Source organism: Kocuria arenosa (genome assembly GCF_042879215.1).
Lineage (GTDB): Bacteria > Actinomycetota > Actinomycetes > Actinomycetales > Micrococcaceae > Kocuria > Kocuria arenosa.
In genome coordinates this window covers 184,931-198,241 of the sequence record NZ_JBHZTA010000005.1, presented here as the reverse complement: position 1 = coordinate 198,241, position 13,311 = coordinate 184,931, and the positions used below count along the sequence as shown (strand labels likewise).

General features: G+C 74.6%; 12 protein-coding genes and 1 pseudogene. 4 read left to right on the top strand and 9 right to left on the bottom strand.

The annotated features are described in order from the left end of the window. Positions 1-24 precede the first annotated feature (24 nt). Positions 25-1,203 carry a glycosyltransferase family 4 protein gene (locus tag ACFYE3_RS10760; protein ID WP_387608897.1) on the bottom strand — a complete coding sequence of 393 codons (1,179 nt, stop codon included), beginning with the start codon at positions 1,201-1,203 and terminating at the stop codon, positions 25-27. A 158-nt stretch (positions 1,204-1,361) separates the two neighbouring features. Further along, positions 1,362-1,760 (bottom strand): hypothetical protein, encoded by a 399-nt coding sequence (locus ACFYE3_RS10755; RefSeq protein ID WP_387608894.1) that lies wholly within the window; start codon positions 1,758-1,760, stop codon positions 1,362-1,364. Positions 1,761-2,077: 317 nt separating this feature from the next. On the opposite strand from ACFYE3_RS10755, the gene ACFYE3_RS10750 reads away from it, so the two are divergent. After that, the gene (locus ACFYE3_RS10750) at positions 2,078-2,326 is read left to right on the top strand and encodes a WhiB family transcriptional regulator (protein WP_017833636.1); all 249 of its coding nucleotides are present in this window, start codon (positions 2,078-2,080) and stop codon (positions 2,324-2,326) included. A 73-nt stretch (positions 2,327-2,399) separates the two neighbouring features. Here the strand turns inward: ACFYE3_RS10750 and ACFYE3_RS10745 are convergent, their stop codons facing one another. The 3 genes from ACFYE3_RS10745 to ACFYE3_RS10735 form a co-directional block, all read right to left on the bottom strand. Continuing rightward, the gene (locus tag ACFYE3_RS10745) at positions 2,400-3,953 is read right to left on the bottom strand and encodes a sensor histidine kinase (protein WP_387608891.1); all 1,554 of its coding nucleotides are present in this window, start codon (positions 3,951-3,953) and stop codon (positions 2,400-2,402) included. A gap of 50 nt (positions 3,954-4,003) precedes the next feature. Next, positions 4,004-4,873, bottom strand: coding sequence for an AAA family ATPase (locus ACFYE3_RS10740; RefSeq protein ID WP_387609087.1), 870 nt, complete (start codon positions 4,871-4,873; stop codon positions 4,004-4,006). A 509-nt stretch (positions 4,874-5,382) separates the two neighbouring features. Then, positions 5,383-6,036 (bottom strand): SAF domain-containing protein, encoded by a 654-nt coding sequence (locus ACFYE3_RS10735; protein WP_387608890.1) that lies wholly within the window; start codon positions 6,034-6,036, stop codon positions 5,383-5,385. A gap of 240 nt (positions 6,037-6,276) precedes the next feature. Between ACFYE3_RS10735 and ACFYE3_RS10730 the strand changes: the two genes are divergently transcribed. Beyond that, positions 6,277-6,492: a helix-turn-helix domain-containing protein gene (locus ACFYE3_RS10730; protein ID WP_017833632.1), complete on the top strand. Its 216-nt coding sequence runs from the start codon at positions 6,277-6,279 to the stop codon at positions 6,490-6,492. Between the two features lie 27 nt (positions 6,493-6,519). Here ACFYE3_RS10730 and ACFYE3_RS10725 read toward each other — a convergent pair whose 3' ends face one another. Continuing rightward, a complete protein-coding gene (locus tag ACFYE3_RS10725) occupies positions 6,520-7,083 on the bottom strand; it encodes a hypothetical protein (protein WP_387608887.1) in 564 nt (187 codons plus the stop codon). A 209-nt stretch (positions 7,084-7,292) separates the two neighbouring features. On the opposite strand from ACFYE3_RS10725, the gene ACFYE3_RS10720 reads away from it, so the two are divergent. After that, on the top strand, positions 7,293-8,108 hold the full coding sequence (locus ACFYE3_RS10720; protein WP_387608885.1) for a LysM peptidoglycan-binding domain-containing protein: 816 nt from the start codon (positions 7,293-7,295) through the stop codon (positions 8,106-8,108). Positions 8,109-8,178: 70 nt separating this feature from the next. Beyond that, positions 8,179-8,700, top strand: a complete 522-nt coding sequence (locus tag ACFYE3_RS10715) for an Rv3235 family protein (protein ID WP_387608884.1) — start codon at positions 8,179-8,181, stop codon at positions 8,698-8,700. A gap of 304 nt (positions 8,701-9,004) precedes the next feature. Here ACFYE3_RS10715 and secA read toward each other — a convergent pair. The 3 genes and pseudogenes from secA to ACFYE3_RS10700 form a co-directional block, all read right to left on the bottom strand. Further along, positions 9,005-11,468: pseudogene (secA, locus tag ACFYE3_RS10710) on the bottom strand (preprotein translocase subunit SecA); the annotation flags it as partial. Between the two features lie 191 nt (positions 11,469-11,659). After that, positions 11,660-12,346 (bottom strand): ribosome hibernation-promoting factor, HPF/YfiA family, encoded by a 687-nt coding sequence (gene hpf / locus ACFYE3_RS10705; RefSeq protein ID WP_387608881.1) that lies wholly within the window; start codon positions 12,344-12,346, stop codon positions 11,660-11,662. Between the two features lie 89 nt (positions 12,347-12,435). Then, positions 12,436-13,248: a ComF family protein gene (locus ACFYE3_RS10700; protein ID WP_387608878.1), complete on the bottom strand. Its 813-nt coding sequence runs from the start codon at positions 13,246-13,248 to the stop codon at positions 12,436-12,438. Between the last annotated feature and the right edge of the window lie 63 nt (positions 13,249-13,311).

Here is a 13,311-nt window from a genome sequence, read left to right as displayed (position 1 = left end):
TGCGCTGCGTACCAAAGTACCTGATCAGTCGGGGAAGCCCTGGAGCAGCCAGTCGGCGGCGAGGCGACCGGAGGCCGCCAGAGAGGCGTTCTCGGCCGCCCACGCGGCCCGTCGGCGGCGCTCCCGGTCGTTGTCCTCGGCCAGCGCCGGGTCGAGCCGGCGGTCGAGGGCGGCGATCATGGCCTCGGCCACCGCGTCGGTGTCGTGGTCGACGGCCGTGCCCAGACCGTTGGCCTCCACGAGCTCGGCGGCGACCCCCGCCCCCGCGTAGACGACCGGCGTCCCGCACGCCGCGGCGGCGTAGATCTTGGTGGGCTTGGTGAAGTCGTAGCCGATGCCCGGGAGCACCGCCCCCAGGGCGGCGACGGCGCCCCGGGTCCACTCGGCGGTCTCGGCGGCGGGGCGCAGACCCTCGAAGAGCACGCTCCCGGGGGCGAGCCGCTCGGCGATCTCCTGGACCCGGTCGATGTCGGAGCCGCGGCCGAAGAAGCGCAGCCGGGCGTCGGGGTGGACCGCGAGGACGCGGGGCATGGCGCGGACGAAGACGTCGGCGCCCTGCCACTCGGACATCGACCCGGCGTAGACGAAGTAGGGGGCGCCGGGCTCGGCCACGGGTCCGTCGGGGCGGAAGACGTCGGTGTCGATGCCGTTCTCCGCCACGAGCACCTTCTCCCACGCCACGCCGGTGACGGACTGCAGCTCGCGGCCCATGGCCTCGGACACGGTGAGCACGCTCGCGGCCCGCCGGGCCGCGAGGGTCTCCATGACGCGCATGGCCCGCTTCACCGGCGCGGACACCTGCATCTTCTCGGCGGCGGTGGTCCAGATGTCCGGGGCGTACCAGACGTAGGGCCGCCCCCGGAGGAGCGAGGAGACGAGCACGGCCATCCCCGTGGTGGGGGGCGGTTCGCTGACCACGAGGTCGGCCCGGGTGGCCAGCAGCCGGAAGAGGACGGGGACGTCGAAGCTGAGGTACTGGACGATCCCGCGCACGTAGTCGAACCGGTCCCGCAGGACGGGCCACCGGCGCACCGGATAGGGCTCGGGCTCGATCACGGACCCGGCGGGCGGGCGCGTGGTGAGGACCGTGACCTGCGCCCCCGCCTCGGTCAGGCCACGGGCCAGGGCCCGCAGCCGGAACGACGCGGCGGCCGGCTCGGGGGCGAAGATGCGGCTGACGATGACGATGCGGCGGGGAGTCACGGGACCACCTGTTCGGAGCTGCTCGGCGGGAGGAAAGGGAGCGGACGGGGGCCGGGCACGACGTCGGCGGGCACGGGCGGTTCAACTGTACTGGTCCGGGCCGGCCGTCCCGGGCGGGCGCGCCCCGGGGCCGCGCCGGAGTTGGACGGGCGGTCCCGCTACCGGACGGTGCGGCTCGTCCACGCGAGCACGCCCGGCCGGAAGAGCAGGACGAGCACGAGGACGGCCGGCACGGCCGTCGCGAGCCCGGGCGCCCACTGCCCCGACCGGAGCAGGGGGTAGGCGAGCACCAGGAGGAAGAGCTGGACCACGAGGGCGGCCGCGCGGGGCCACCGGAAGCCGCGCCAGAGGCCCTGGCCCACGCGCAGCAGCCACAGGGCGCCCCCGGCGAAGACCGCCGCGAGGAAGACGGTTCCGCCCACGGTCAGGGGCTCCTCGAACAGGAGGGACCAGACCAGCCGCAGCGCGGCCCCCGCGAGGACCAGGGCCTCGAGCAGCACCACGCCGGTCAGGACCACGACCTCGCGCGGCCGGGTGTCCCGGGACGGGGTGGGCATGGGAGTCCTCCTTCCGGCCGGGCTGCGGACGCGGGCCCCGGCGCTCCCCGCCACCCTAGTCCGCCGGCCCCTGGGCGGGCCCCTGCGCGGACCGCGGAGCCACCTGCCCGGGCACCCTGTGAGCAACGCCTCACCGACCGGGGGGTGACGCGCCCCCCAAAGCCCTTGTCCACACCCCCCCGGCGTGGGAAGGTGGACGTCAGTTCTTCACAAGGCCCGTGCGAATGGGCCTTTTCTCTTGTCCCGGACGCGGCCGCCGCAGGATTCTTCTGCCCTGCGCTGACGGGACCCACCCTTGAAAGGAGCGATCGCTGACCATGGATTGGCGTAGCCGCGCAGCATGCCTGGAGAAGGATCCCGAGCTGTTCTTCCCCGTGGGCAACACCGGACCTGCCCTCCTCCAGATCGAGGAGGCCAAGGCCGTGTGCCGAAGCTGCCCGGTGATGGACACCTGCCTCCAGTGGGCCCTCGAGTCCGGCCAGGACGCGGGGGTCTGGGGCGGGATGAGCGAGGACGAGCGCCGGGCCCTCAAGCGCCGCGCCGCCCGCGCCCGCCGCGCCTCCTGAGCGCTCCGCTCGCACCGAGGACCGGGAACCCCACGGGGTCCCGGTCCTCGCCGCTTCCCGGACCGGCCCCGGACTAGTCGTCGAGCCGGGCGCGCACCGTCACCTCGGTGCCCCCGCCCTGCCGCGGCTCCCAGCGGATCCAGCCTCCGAGCTCGCCCGCCACGAGAGTGCGCACGATCTGCATCCCGAGCCCCTCGCCGCCGGCCGCCCGGCGGAAGGCCCCAGCCCCGGACTCCTCGATGACGACGTCGCCCATCCCGGCGCCGTCGTCGCTCACCACGACCTCGAGCAGCTGACCTGTGCCGTCCTCGTCCTGCACGCGGGACGCCTCCAGCGTGACCGTGCCGGTCCGCCCGGCGAGGCCGTGCTCGACCGCGTTCGTGACGAGCTCGTTGATGACGAGCGCCAGCGGGGTGGCCAGGCGGGTCGGCAGCTCGCCGAACTCGCCGATCATCCGGGTGCGCACCGTCTGCTCGGGGGAGGCCACCTCCGCCGCGAGCCGGAACTGCCGGGCGATGAGCTCGTCGAAGTCCACGTTCTGCGTGAACCCCTGGGAGAGGGTCTCGTGCACCATCGCGATGGTCGCGACCCGGCGCATGGCCTGCTCGAGCCCGTGGCGCGCCTCGTCCGTCGTCATCCGCCGGGCCTGCAGGCGCAGCAGCGCGGAGACCGTCTGCAGGTTGTTCTTGACGCGGTGGTGGATCTCCCGCACGGTCGCGTCCTTCGAGACGAGCTCCAGGTCCCGGCGGCGCAGCTCGGTGACGTCCCGGCAGAGCAGCACCGCCCCGAGCCGGCCGGACCGGTCCCGCAGCGGGACGGAGCGGAAGTTGACGCTCACGCGCGCGCCCTCCACCTCGGTGCGCCACGCCGTCCGCCCGCTGAGCACGGGGGCGAGGGTCTCGTCCGCGTCTGCTCCGGGCACCAGCACGGGGAGCACGAGGTCCATGAGCCGCTCCCCGAGCAGCTCGCCGTCGATCCCCAGCCGGCGCAGCGCCGACTCCGCGTTGGGCGAGACGTAGGTCACACGGTCCTCGGCGTCGAGCCGGATCGCCCCGTCCCCGACGCGCGGCGCGCCACGGCGCGATCCCGTCGGGGCGGAGAAGTCCGGCCACAGGCCCTCGTTGGCCATCCGCAGCAGCGCGTCGGCGGTCTCGCGGTAGACGATCTCCTGCCGGGAGACCACCTGCCCCGGTGCCCGTCCGGTGTGCAGGGTCAGCAGGGCGAGCGTCCGCCCCTTACGCACGAGCGGGACCACCTTGACCGGCCCGGAGGAGCCCGCCTCCTCCCCGGCCGCGCGCACCCGCTCGATCCGCCGGCCCACCCAGGCGGCCCGCAGGAACCCGCTCAGCTCCTCGGGCAGCAGCTCGCCCACCATGTCCTTGTGGAAGACCGTGGGACCCGTCGCGGGCCGCACGTGGGCGAGCACCCGGAACGAGCTGCCGGGGGCCGGCATGCCGCGGCCGTTGCCGCTGCCCGCGGCCGGGATGTAGTCGGCCGGGAAGCTGAGGATCAGGTCGCCGAAGGCGAGGTCGGAGATGAGCTGCCAGTCCCCCACGAGCAGGTGGAGCCACTCGTAGTCCCCGGGCCCGAAGTCATGGGTGTCCCTGATCAGTTCCGTGAACGCCACATCGCCTCCGGTGGTCGCAGGTGGGGAGGACCCGGACGGCGCCCCCGCGATCAGCGCCGCAGCCAGGCCCCGATCCTGCCGCCCAGCCTAGTACCGTGCACGAGCGGGTCCCCGCCCTCCCCGGCCTCCCCGGGGTCGGCGAGCACCCGGCCGGCCAGCACCTGGAGCGCGGTCCGCACCGGGGTCCCCGCCGCGGTCTCCGCGAGGACGGCCCCCGCCAGCAGCGCCTCGTCGCAGGTCGCCGGGTCCCACGGCACGAACAGCTCGACCGCCGGGCCGGAGCCGAAGCGCGCCCACGCCTCCCGGATCCCCAGCTCCGGGGAGCGTCCCGCCGCCGAGCGGCGCAGCTTGTTGACGGCGACGACGAGCCGGGCACCGGGCGCGGCCGCGGCGACCTCCGGCAGGCCCTTGACCAGTCTCGGCACGCCGATGGTGTCCGCGGCACCCACGGCCACCACCACGTCGGCGCGCTCCAGGACCGTGAGGGCCGCCGCGTGCCGGCGGGGAGCCATGGTGTCGACGGTGAGCTCCTCGTCGGCCTCCAGCGCGAAGCCGCAGTCCACCACCGTGGTGCCGAACTCCTGCACCGAGCGCTCGAGCACCGCCGCCACGGCGCTCGAGCGCAGCTCCGGCCAGCGGTCCTGGCGGGTCAGTCCCGTGAGCACCCGGACGGTGCGCCCGGCGACGGCCACGTCCGCCGCCGTTCGCCGCAGGGCCGCGCCGTTGAGCCGCCCCTGGTCGGCGAGCCGGCACGCCTGGGCCAGGCCCGCCGCCTCGTCCAGCATCCCGAGGGCGGCGGCCACCGAGGGGCCGTAGGTGTCCGCGTCGACGAGGGCCGTGTCCTGCCCGAGGAGCGCGAGCTCGGCGGCGAGGTTGACGGCCACCGTGGTCCGGCCCGGCGCCCCCGTGGGCCCCCACACCGCCACGATCCGCCCGGAGCCCCGGGGGCCCGGCGGCTCCGCGCCGCCGGGGTCCTCCCCGTCCCGCGGGTCCGCACCGGCCGCTGAGGACGCCGCGTCTCCGGTGGCCGTCGAGTCCGCACGGCTCGCCGCGACGACGTCGGCGTAGCCCACGGCGCTCGCGGCGCCCGTCGCCGCGGCGACGGCCTCCTCGACGAGGCGCGCGGCGTCCTCGGGGGTCGCGCGCTCCGGGACGACCACGGCACCCAGGCCCGCGAGGCGGCGGTGGTCGTGGCCCTCCAGCACCAGCAGCGCCGCGCCGCCGAGCCGGATCTGCTCCAGCAGGCTCGCCGTGAGGTCCTCGGCGCCCTCCGCGACGAGGGCGGCCCGGCCCAGCCCGGCGCGTGCCGCGGCCAGCAGCTCCGTGAGGTCGAGGCAGCGGCGGACCACCGTGACCGGCCCGTGCAGCCGTTCGATCCCGTCGACGAGGGGCCATGTCGAGACCCCGAGGGCCATGACCGGGAGGACCATCACCGGCCGCCCGCGGGGTTCCAGACGAGCGTGACGCGGGCGTCGTTGCCGAGCGCGTCCACGAGCTCCTCCATCGGGTCCTCCTCGACCAGGACGTGCACCACGGTGCCGCGGCCCGCGCCGAGGGCGGTCTGCTCAGCCTGCACCCCGGCGATCTCGGCGGCGGGAAGCAGCAGGCGGGCCGGCTCGTGGCCGCGGCCGGAGGGCTTCTGCGCCGCGACCCAGACGTCCACGCGCGTTCCCGCCCCGGCGTCCTGGGGCAGCGGGTGGTCCACCGGGACGGCGACCGGTTTGCGGTCCAGCCGGTCCGCGGTGCCCAGAGCGGTCCCCGGCAGCAGCTGGCCCGACGGGATCCGCTGCGTCGCGACCGTGCCCGGTCCGGGCGCGGCGTCCGCCGGGACGTACAGGTCCGCCGCGTCCTGCAGCCGGACGTCGACGACCACCACGTCCTCCCCGGTCACGTCCTGCCCGACCTCGATGTCCCGGGCGGCCGCCAGGTAGGGATCCGTCCGGTTCGTGACGGTGACCACGGCGGTCACCCCGGCGACGGAGAGCAGCACGAGCAGCAGCCCGGTGAGCAGCCTCGGGTCCCGCCAGGTCGGTCTCCGGAACCGGGCCGACGGAGCGTCCGTGCCCCTGACCGTGCCGCTCATCGGCGACCGCCTCTCTCGTTGCTCGGCACGGCCGTGGGGACCGCGCTCGTCGCCCACATTCTGCCCGCGGGCACGGTCCCCGGGAACCGGTCGGTGCACAACTGGGGACAGGACGCGCGTCCCAGACCGAGCGCCCGAGCACGCGGGGCGTTCGCGCCGGCCGCATGTGGACGGGGAGCCGCGCCGCCCGTTCGGTGGCAGACTGGAACGGGAGAGCAACCACGAGCAAGGAGGCGGAGGATGGCGCAGCAGCGCTTCCTGACCTTGGCGGACGTCGCCGAGATCCTCAACATCTCGGCCACGCAGGCGAGGGCTCTCGTGCGCAGCGGAGAGCTGCCCGCCATCCAGGTGGGTGGACGGGGGCAGTGGCGCGTCGAGACCGCCAAGCTGGAGGAGTACATCGCCCGCGGGTACGAGCGGACGGCGGAGGCGGTGCGCTCGGGCGCGCTCGACTGAGCCACCGGGACGGCCCCGCCGGCCGGCTCACCCCGCCGTGAGCGAGGAGACGCAGACCAGCGCGGGGAACGGCACGGCGCGCAGAGCGGTCACGCTGCTGCGTCTGCGGTAGTCGTCGTCCGGGTGCAGGGCCAGGTCGAAGAAGTCCGCGCCCACCCGGTCGACCGTCCCGTCGAGCTCGCCCAGCGGTCCTCCCCCGGTGAGCCGGATCCGCACCCCGGCCCTGGCCCGGGCCAGGGCGCGCAGCGCGTGTCCCAGGCCCAGCCGCAGCGCCACCGGGTCGTCATCGGGCGCCCACCCCCGTCCGAGGGACTCCCACCACAGGACCGCGCCCAGCGGCACCAGGTGCTCGGTCCCCCGGTCCTCGAGGGCGACCCAGCCGGCGCCCACCGTGCGCACCCGGCCCTCGACCGGCACGGACCCCGCCAGCAGGGCCCGGACGGGTTCGCCCTGCCGGAGGCGCAGCCGGTCGGCCAGGCGCACCCGCGAGTACTCCGCACGGGCCTGCTCCGCGGCCTCCTCCTCCACACCCTGCTGGTGCGCGGAGGCCAGTTGCGCCTCCAGGTCCGCGAACAGCTGCTCCCAGCGCACTGCGGGGCCTCCTCGTCCGGCTCCCGGGCCGTCCGGTCGCGCAGGGCCTCAACGTAGGCGTCCGTCCCGCACCCGTCAAGGAACGTCATGTCCACCGCGGTCCGCCGATCCCTTTACACCGACCGTCGTGAAGTGCTAATCATGCCCTAGGGCGCCAAAGCGCATCAAACTCAAACAAACAGAACCAAATCATACTTTGGGGAGACGGCATGAACGGCACCTCGGGATCCGCGCGCACCGCCGTCGCTCCGCCGTGGTCGGTGCTCCTGGTGCCCGCCCTGGGCGCGGCCACCGGGGCCTGCGGCGCCGTCCTGGCCGGCGCGGGCGACGGCCGCCTCGCCGGGAGCTCGGGCACCGGGGCGCTGATCGGGCTGGCTGCGGCGGTGATCGGCTGCGCCGTGGTGGTGGTCTGGACCCTCGCCGCCGTCCTGGCGGTGCTCGCGGTGCTGGCCGGTCACCACCGTTGGGAGCGCCTGGCGGGGATCTGCGGCCGGTGCTCCCCCGCCCTGCTGCGCCGCGCCGCGGCCGCGGCGCTGGGCCTGCAGCTCCTCGCGGCCCCGGGGGCGGCCGCCGACGACCGCCCCTCCCCGTTCTGGGACGCCGGGGCGTCCGTGCAGGAGGCGTCGCCCCCCGCTCCGCAGGAGACGCCCCCCGCTCCGCACGCGCCGGCTCCCACCCTGGAGGCACCGGGATCGGTGCCCGAGCCCGGGTCCGGCGCCGGGTCCGATCCCGACCGGGGCAGGGACCGGGAGCCCATCCCCGTGGCCCCGACCGCGCCGGCCCCCTGCCCCCCGCGGACCGGGGCGCCGGCGACGGAGCGCACGGTGGACGGCGCCGTCACCGTGGTGCGCGGGGACACCCTGTGGTCCCTGGCCGCCGCCCATCTGGGGCCCGCGGCCTCCGACGAGGAGGTCGCCCGCGCATGGCCCCGCTGGTACGAGCTGAACCGGCACGTCCTCGCGGACGGCCCGCACCGGCTCCTGCCGGGCCAGCGGCTCCTGGTGCCCGGCGCCGGAGGACCCTGACGTGCCCGCGTCCCGGCTCCGCAGCACTCGACCCCCGACCCACCGCAGCACCGTTCCCAGGAGGCCCGTCATGAACGCACCCGCCGCCGGTTCCGACCCGGTTGCCCGCCCGCTCGCGCCCGAGCGCGGACGCCCGGCGGCCGGTCCGCCGGCCCGTCGCACCCGCCCGGCGCCGCCCACGGCCCCGGGCGGCTACACGTGGGGTGCCACGCGCGTGCTGGGCCACGACGCCGAGGACGAGCTGGGCCGGGTCACGGCGCTGGCCCGGTCCATCGGCCAGGCTGCCGTGGAGGTGCTGGGCGGGAGCCGGCCGGCGGCGCAGCTGAGCCGCTGGACCACCCCGGAGATCGTGGAGCGCTTCCAGCAGCGCGCCGACATGCTCCGGCTGCTGCAGGAGCAGTTCGAGGGCAAGGCCGCGCTCCAGGAGCTGCACCGCAACCCCCACGTGCGCAGGTGCCGGGTCTGCCGGGTGGACCGTGGGATCTACGAGGTGGCCCTGGTGGTGGTCGAGCCGCGGCGCAGCCGGGCCGTGGCCATGCGCGTGGAGCGCCTGGGCCGGGGCTGGAGCGTCACGCAGCTCGAGGTCGGCTGAGCGCGCCGCGACACGGCGCGCTCAGCCCCCGGAGGACCCAGCCGTCGGAGCACTCAGCCGTCGGAGGACTCGGCGCTGCCGGCCCGGGCGCGGGCCCGGCGCCCCGCCCGGTTGGGTGAGGCCTCGCCGGCGTCCGTCTCGTCCTCCCCGCGGCCCGCCGGGGTGGGCTCCGTCCGGGTCTGCGTGCCGCCGCTCTCCGCGGGCGCGGTGTACTGCAGGAAACTGGGCTGACGCGGGATCTGCAGGTCGACGGGCCCGCCGTCGGGGCCGACGCGCTGGCGGCGGATCTCCATCCGGTACAGGGTCGAGACCGTCTCCTCGCGGATCGCGCCCATCATCTCCTGGAACATCGCGTAGCCCTCGCGCTGATACTCCACGAGCGGGTCGCGCTGAGCCATGGCGCGCAGGCCGATGCCCTCCTTGAGGTAGTCCATCTCGTAGAGGTGCTCGGGCCACTTGCGCCCGATGACCGACAGCAGCACGCGCCGCTCCAGGTTGCGCATGGCCTCCGCGCCGACCTCCTCCTCCCGCTGGTCGTAGACGAGGCGGGCGTCGGAGAGGATCTGCTCGCGCAGGAAGTCCGCCGTGAGCCGCGTGCGGCCCCCGGCCTCCTCCACGACCTCGTCGACCGAAAGGGTCACGGGGTAGATGGTGCGCAGGGACTCCCACAGACCGTCCAGGTCCCAGTCCTCGGGGTGGCCGACCGACGTGCGGTCCTGCACGGTGGAGGTGACGACCTCGTCGACGAACTGGGCGATCTGCTCCTGGAGGTCGTCGCCCTCGAGGACCCGGCGGCGGTCGCGGTAGACCGCTTCGCGCTGGCGGTTGAGGACGTCGTCGTACTTCAGGACGTTCTTGCGCTGCTCGGCATTGCGCCCCTCGACCTGGCTCTGCGCCGAGGCGATGGCTCGGGAGACGATCTTGTGCTCGAGAGCGGTGTCGTCCGGCGCCCCCGCCATGAGCCGCTGGGCGGCGCCGGCGTTGAACAGCCGCATGAGGTCGTCCGCGAGGGAGAGGTAGAAGCGGGACTCGCCCGGATCCCCCTGGCGCCCGGAGCGTCCGCGCAGCTGGTTGTCGATGCGCCGCGACTCGTGGCGCTCGGTGCCCAGGACGTAGAGACCGCCGACGGCGACCACCTCCTGGTGCTCGGCGCGGGTCTCCTCCTCGCAGGCGGCCATCACGTCCGGCCACACGCGCTCGTAGTCCTCCGCGTCCCGCTGCGGGTCCAGGCCTTTCTCCCGCATCCGGTCCACGGCGTTGAACTCGGCGTTGCCCCCGAGCATGATGTCGGTTCCGCGGCCGGCCATGTTGGTGGCCACGGTCACCGCGCCCTTGCGGCCGGCCTGGGCGACGATCGCGGCCTCCCGGGCGTGGTTCTTCGCGTTGAGCACCTCGTGGCGGACGCCGCGCTGGGCGAGCAGCTTCGAGAGGTACTCGCTCTTCTCGACCGACACGGTCCCCACGAGGACCGGCTGGCCCAGCGCGTGCCGCTCCTCGATGTCCTTGACCACCGCGGCGAACTTCGCGACCTCGTTCTTGTAGACGAGGTCGGGGCGGTCGATGCGGGCGAGGGGACGGTGCGTCTCGATGGACACGACGCCCAGCCCGTAGGTGTTCATGAACTCCGCGGCCTCGGTCTCGGCGGTTCCGGTCATCCCCGAGAGCTTCTCGTAGAGGCGGAAGTAGTTCTGCAGGGTGACCGTGGCGAGGGTCTGGTTCTCCGCCTTGATCTCGACGCCCTCCTTCGCCTCGATTGCCTGGTGCATGCCCTCGTTGTAGCGGCGGCCCGCGAGGATGCGCCCGGTGTGCTCGTCGACGATCATGACCTCGCCCTTGAGCACCACGTAGTCCTTGTTGGCGCGGAAGAGCTCCTTGGCCTTGATGGCGTTGTTCAGGAAGCCGATGAGCGGCGTGTTCTGGGCCTCGTAGAGATTGTCGATGCCGAGCCAGTCCTCGACCTTCTCGATCCCGGACTCGAGCACGCCCACGGTGCGCTTCTTCTCGTCCACCTCGTAGTCCGTGCCCGCGTCGAGCCGCTGCACGAGGCGGCCGAACTCGGTGTACCACCGGTTGGCCTCGCCGGAGGCGGGTCCGGAGATGATGAGCGGGGTGCGGGCCTCGTCGATCAGGATGGAGTCCACCTCGTCGACGATCGCGAAGTTGTGGCCCCGCTGCACGAGCTCGTCGGGGCTCCACGCCATGTTGTCGCGGAGGTAGTCGAAGCCGAACTCGTTGTTCGTGCCGTACGTGATGTCGGCGACGTACTGCTGTCGGCGGGTCGCCGGGTCCTGGTTGGCCAGCACCACGCCGGTCTCCATGCCCAGGAACCGGTAGACGCGCCCCATGAGGTTGGCCTGGTACTCGGCCAGGTAGTCGTTCACGGTGACGACGTGGACGCCGTTGCCGGAGAGGGCGTTGAGGTAGGCGGGGGCCGTGGCGACGAGGGTCTTGCCCTCGCCGGTCTTCATCTCGGCGATGTTCCCGAGGTGCAGGGCGGCGCCGCCCATGAGCTGGACGTCGTAGTGGCGCTGGCCCAGGGTGCGGGACGCGGCCTCCCGAACCACGGCGAAGGCCTCGGGCAGCAGCCGGTCCAGGGACTCGCCGTCGGCGACCCGGGCGCGGAACGCGTCCGTCTCGGCGCGCAGCTCCGCGTCGCTGAGCTCCCGGAAGCCGTCCTCGAGGCTGTTGATGGCGGTCGTGTAGGACCGCAGCCTCGTCAGGACCTTCTTGTCTCCGGTCCTGAGGACTTTCTCCAGGAATGACGCCACGTGCACACGCTCCTCGTGTTCGACTGCCGTGCTGGGACTGATGGGGGGGGTGTCCGGCACCGTCTCCAGTCTACGGGAGCCGGTGCCGGTCTCCGGGCGCGGACGAGCCCGGTGGCCGCAACCACCGGGCTCTTCCGGGGCGGGACCCTGCCGGCACCCAGCCGGACGGGCCTGCCGTCACGGGGGTGTGGTCAGCGGGCGGGCTCGGGCTGGTAGGCCCGGACGCTCTCCTCGGACTCCTCGCCGTTCTCGCTGAGGCTGATCACGCCGTAGCTCCAGCCCTTGCGGCGGTAGACCGCGGAAGGCTCGCCGGTGTCCTTGTCGACGAAGAGGTAGAAGTCGTGGCCGACGAGCTCCATGTGGTCGACGGCTTCGTCGACGCTCAGTTCGGAAGCCGGGAACCGCTTGCGCCGGATCTCGACGGGGGTGACCGCATCGGTGAGGCTGACGCTCTGGTCGAACGCCTCCTGCTCGGCGGTCGCGAGCTCCGCGGCGGTGGTGTAGATGGGTCCGGAACTCGGGACCACGGGCAGGGCGCCGGTGGCCTCGTGAACGGCCGTGGGACGGTGGGCGCCGCGGTGCACCTTGCGGCGGTCGCGCGCCCGGCGCAGGCGTTCGAGCAGCTTGCTGTAGGCCTCGTCGAAGGCGGCGAACTTGTCGTCGCCGCGGGCCTCGGCCCGCAGGACGGGTCCGCGGCCGGAGACCGTGATCTCCACGCCCATGCCCTGGTGCCCGGGAAGCGCGTGGTCCTTGGTGACCTTGACATCAATGCGCTGGACCTTCTCGCCCAGCTCCTCGAACTTGACGACCTTCTCGGCGGCGTACTCCTTGAACCGCTCCGGTACGGCGACGTTGCGCCCCATGACGTTCAGTTCCATGATGCCCTCCAAATCTCGGGGGTGACGTGGGCGGATGGCGCCGCCCACCCGGGAGGATTGTTGCGTCCCGTGACTCAACGTTAGTTGAATCACACGGGATGTACACCCGGCCCCGGCCGCGCCGGACCTGAATCAGCGGTGAGCGGAACCCCCGGAGGGCGCACGGCTGCGAGCACCACCGCACCGACCACCTCGGCCCCGCCGGCCCGCAGCGCGCGGGCCGCCTCCCCGAGGGTCGCGCCCGTGGTCAGCACGTCGTCGACGACGACGCACCGGGCGCCGGGGGCTGCGGTGCACCGCATGGACCCGGCAGGACGGGCCCGCCGGCCCGCGGTGCCCAGTCGCTTCTGCGCCGGCCCGGTCGGCAGGGCCCCGGTCGTGCGGTGCCGCAGCCCGCGGCTCACGACCGCCTCGGCGGGGAGCGCACCGCGGCGCGCGCAGTCCTCGAGCAGCAGCCGCACCGGGTCGAACCAGCGGCGCCGCAGGGCCGCGGGGCTCGTGGGCACCGGGACGAGCAGCACGGGCCCGGGCGGCCAGCCGGGTGCGGCCGCGTGCAGGGCCGTGGCCAGGCAGGCGGCGAGCACGGGGACCAGGTCCGTGCGCCCGGTGCTCTTGAGCGCGAGCAGGCACGTGGCGAGTCCGTGGGCGTAGCGCCCGGCGGCGACGACCGCCAGCGGCGGGTCGAGCAGCGGCGCGGCCGAGGACGCCTCGAAGGGACGCGCGCAGGAACGGCGCAGCACCAGCCGGCAGGCGCGGCACAGGGAGGCCCCCGGGGCCCGGCACACGGCGCACTCCACGGGCAGGAGCACCTCGGCGGCCTCGGCCAGCCGGTCGAGGACCCGGGCGGCCGCCCGGTCGAGGGCGCGGGTGGTGGACGAGGTGGTGGACGGGGTCGCGGGCATGCGCCCATCCTGGCCCGTGCCCGCAGACGTGGTCGGGGCACGGCTCCGGTCCGGACCGCCAGG

Excerpts from the sequence above, each read along its gene's own strand:
- ACFYE3_RS10750 (WP_017833636.1), top strand. The coding sequence starts at position 2,078 with ATGGATTGGCGTAGCCGCGCAGCATGCCTGGAGAAGGATCCCGAGCTG.
- ACFYE3_RS10700 (WP_387608878.1), bottom strand. The coding sequence starts at position 13,248 with ATGCCCGCGACCCCGTCCACCACCTCGTCCACCACCCGCGCCCTCGAC.
- hpf (WP_387608881.1), bottom strand. The coding sequence starts at position 12,346 with ATGGAACTGAACGTCATGGGGCGCAACGTCGCCGTACCGGAGCGGTTC.
- ACFYE3_RS10730 (WP_017833632.1), top strand. The coding sequence starts at position 6,277 with ATGGCGCAGCAGCGCTTCCTGACCTTGGCGGACGTCGCCGAGATCCTC.
- ACFYE3_RS10735 (WP_387608890.1), bottom strand. The coding sequence starts at position 6,036 with ATGAGCGGCACGGTCAGGGGCACGGACGCTCCGTCGGCCCGGTTCCGG.
- ACFYE3_RS10720 (WP_387608885.1), top strand. The coding sequence starts at position 7,293 with ATGAACGGCACCTCGGGATCCGCGCGCACCGCCGTCGCTCCGCCGTGG.
- ACFYE3_RS10755 (WP_387608894.1), bottom strand. The coding sequence starts at position 1,760 with ATGCCCACCCCGTCCCGGGACACCCGGCCGCGCGAGGTCGTGGTCCTG.
- ACFYE3_RS10715 (WP_387608884.1), top strand. The coding sequence starts at position 8,179 with ATGAACGCACCCGCCGCCGGTTCCGACCCGGTTGCCCGCCCGCTCGCG.